Here is a 3,222-nt window from a genome sequence, read left to right as displayed (position 1 = left end):
ATATAATTAGTTACTATTTAGTTGATTTTTCTGTTTCATTCTCTGTTAATCCATCTCCAACTTTATAGAAGTATTTAGATGGATCGATTGCTTTCCAGCCTTCAGGTTTATAGAATCTTAATAAATCACCATATAAGATTTGATCTGACAGCTCTAATTCTTTTCCAACTTTCTTTTTAGCAGCCTTAGCTTCGTCTGTTGGTTCTATTTCCAAGCCAGTAGTTGAATCATAGTAAACTCCGTCAATACTTGTCCAGCGATTGGAGACAAAATCACCATTACGGAATGCTACAACAGGATCATGCTGCTTTGAAAATAAATCTGTACCAAATTGAATGTACGGCTTAGAATCAATACCCACTAGGTGTAATATTGTTGGTAGAGCATCGATTTCCCCACCATAAGTATGATTTACTCCACCTTGCATTCCAGGAACCCTTATCATAAATGGTACTCGTTGTAATTGAGCATTTTCAAATGGAGTAATTTCTTTACCGACAATTTGTTCCATTGCTTTGTTATGGTTTTCAGAAATTCCATAATGATCTCCGTATATCATAATCATTGAATTATCATATAACCCTGCTGCTTTTAAATCAGTAAAGAATTTTTGCAATGCTTCATCAAGATAATGAGCTGTTTGGAAATATCGATCTACGACTCCATCTCCAGTTTGAGCAGCTGGGAAGTCAGTATCTCCCTCTTCTGTTACAAAAGGAAAATGGTTTGTTAATGTCAATAAATGAGCGTAAAATGGCTGCGGTAAGCTTTGTAATTTAGGTATAGATTCATCGAAAAATGGCTTATCTTTCAATCCATAATTTACTACGTTTCCTTCAACCATATTATAATAACTAGCATCAAAGAATTTATCTACGCCAAGACTTTTGTACACTTCATCTCGATTCCAAAATGTTTTGTAATCGCCGTGTAAAACCGCACTTGTGTAATTCCCTCTTTGATTTAAAATTCCTTCAGCAGATTGAAACGTATTTCTTCCTTTTAACGAAAAGGCAGATCCTTGCGGCAATCCGAAAAGTGAAGTATCCATAATTAGTTCAGCGTCTGCTGTTTTACCTTGACCTGTTTGATGAAAGAAGTTATCAAAGTATGTAACTTGTTTACCATTAACTAAACTATTTAAGAATGGTGTTACTTCTTGTCCATCTAATTTGTAATTAATTAGGAATGATTGAAAAGATTCTAAATGAATTTTAATGATATTCATTCCTTTTGCTTTTCCAAAGTACTCAGAATTTGGTTTTGCATAATGTTCATCAGTATATGTTTTTGCTTCGTTTACATCTGGAGCGCTAGCAAGTGCTCTTTGACTAGATGATTTCGCTGATTGAATTGCATCATATACAGTGTAATTGTAAACACCAAGGTATTTTACTAAGTAAGTTCGATCGAAAGTACGAGATAATAACTGTGGTCGATCTACTTCAGCTAAACTAATATTAGCTAATAAAATAATGACGCCAGTAGCAAGAATCAAACTTGAGCGTTTTCGAATGGCAACTTTCTTTGGCCATGATTTATAACTCCAAATGTATAATGCTGCTAATAATACAACATCAAGAGCATATATCAAATCATGCCATTCCATTAAGCCCGTTATACTTCCTCCCATGTTGCCTAGGTTATCTGTTTGGAAAATAGTTGGCCATGTAAAGAAATCAGTAAAAAAGCGGTAATACAATACATTTGTGTAAAGCAGAAAACTTAATAAAAAATATGCAGTAAGTAAATAAATACCAGCTCTTCTAGACTTGCTGAATAAAAAGACTAATCCGAAAACAATAATACCCGTGCTGATAGGGTTAATCATCAATAAAAATGATTGAAGTGCGTTTTTGATTCCTAATTGAAATTCTAATTGATAGGACGTATAGGTTTTAACAGTAAATAGAACAACTGCTATCCAAAAGAAAGTCATTCTCTTAGTTAAAATCCGTGTCATAACAATCCCTCCTAATAACGAAGCGATTTTGATTTTTCTACAATCGTCTTCTCGTGTTCTTCGTTTGTAATCTTCATGTAATAACATTGAAATTTAAATTGTAGTAACAACAAATTATTTTACTCTCGAAAACTTAATTTTGCAAATACGAGATTCATAATGATGAAGATTGTTTTGTTTTTCTAAAATTTTACATCTTTTTAGTGGCTGTTGACAATAGTATTCTTTACCCGATAATTTTACATAATAGTCATCTGTTTTCGCTTAGGCAAAAGTTTTATTTTTTTGATATATTTATCATCTCTTAAAACAATCCATTGTACATAGGCACGTATTTTCATTTGGGTAAATTTACACATATTATTATGATAATCTGATACCCGATTTAGCTTCCCTTGTTTCATAAAGTTTTGTTAATTCAATAAGCAACGCACCTAATTATAATTAAACATACAAAGTAGAATTTCCTTCTTCATTTCCATCATCTATTTATAAAAAATTCTATGTTTCCACTAAATTAGTTCGCAAGCCTTTACTTTACTGTCTTGTAAAGAGCAAACTTTTCCTACTTATTTACTTCAAGTTGATTCATTTATTTTTATTATTACTACAATTTCAGGAATCAAATTTATATTAATATATAACTCTTTTTAATCTACTTTACATTCTTTTAATGATTTATTAATACTTTTCTACTAGTTGCTATAAGTAAGCTTCGTTATAATATTGTTGTGAACATAATGAAATGACAATAGAGAGGAGCTATCAATGATTCAACAGTTAAAAGACCGTAAATCCAAATTAAAAGTTGCGAATATCCTACAATATACATTAAATGTTGCTCTAGTATTGCTTGCTTTTTCACTGTGTGTATTACTCTGTAAAGAACTCTTTCTGTTCATCCGATATGCTTTTTTTGACGAAGGAATCGAGAATCAATATGTTCTTTTTGAAAGGATATTAGTTTTCTTTTTATACTTTGAATTTATCGCTATGATCATTAAGTATTTTCAAGAGAATTATCATTTTCCATTACGATACTTTTTGTATATTGGAATTACAGCGTTAATTCGATTAGTTATCGTTGAACATGATAATGCTATGTCTACGTTATTACATACACTTGCTATATTAGTTCTAATTATTAGTTACTTTATTTTTAATGGTGCAACGTTAAGGAAACAAAAAAATATTAGTAAAATATAAAAACAGACAGCCATAAGGCTGTCTGTTTTTATATAGCTTATTAATTGGCAATC

2 protein-coding genes are annotated in these 3,222 nt (G+C 31.0%); one reads left to right on the top strand and one right to left on the bottom strand.

Going from position 1 to position 3,222, the window contains the following annotated elements; translation table 11 throughout:
* Window positions 1–13: 13 nt before the first annotated feature.
* Window positions 14–1,963 (bottom strand): lipoteichoic acid synthase, encoded by a 1,950-nt coding sequence (ltaS, locus tag TX86_RS07865; protein ID WP_042347780.1) that lies wholly within the window; start codon window positions 1,961–1,963, stop codon window positions 14–16.
* A gap of 768 nt (window positions 1,964–2,731) precedes the next feature.
* Here ltaS and psiE point away from each other — a divergent pair.
* A complete protein-coding gene (psiE, locus tag TX86_RS07860; RefSeq protein WP_042347779.1) occupies window positions 2,732–3,169 on the top strand; it encodes a phosphate-starvation-inducible protein PsiE in 438 nt (145 codons plus the stop codon).
* Window positions 3,170–3,222 lie beyond the last annotated feature (53 nt).

Source organism: Bacillus massiliigorillae (assembly GCF_000380245.2).
Taxonomy (GTDB): domain Bacteria; phylum Bacillota; class Bacilli; order Bacillales; family DSM-1321; genus Bacillus_AD; species Bacillus_AD massiliigorillae.
Note: the sequence above shows the minus strand (reverse complement) of the source record. Positions and strands in the feature narration are given on the sequence as shown.

Coding starts and splice junctions, on each gene's coding strand:
- ltaS (WP_042347780.1), bottom strand. CDS start 1,963: ATGACACGGATTTTAACTAAGAGAATGACTTTCTTTTGGATAGCAGTT.
- psiE (WP_042347779.1), top strand. CDS start 2,732: ATGATTCAACAGTTAAAAGACCGTAAATCCAAATTAAAAGTTGCGAAT.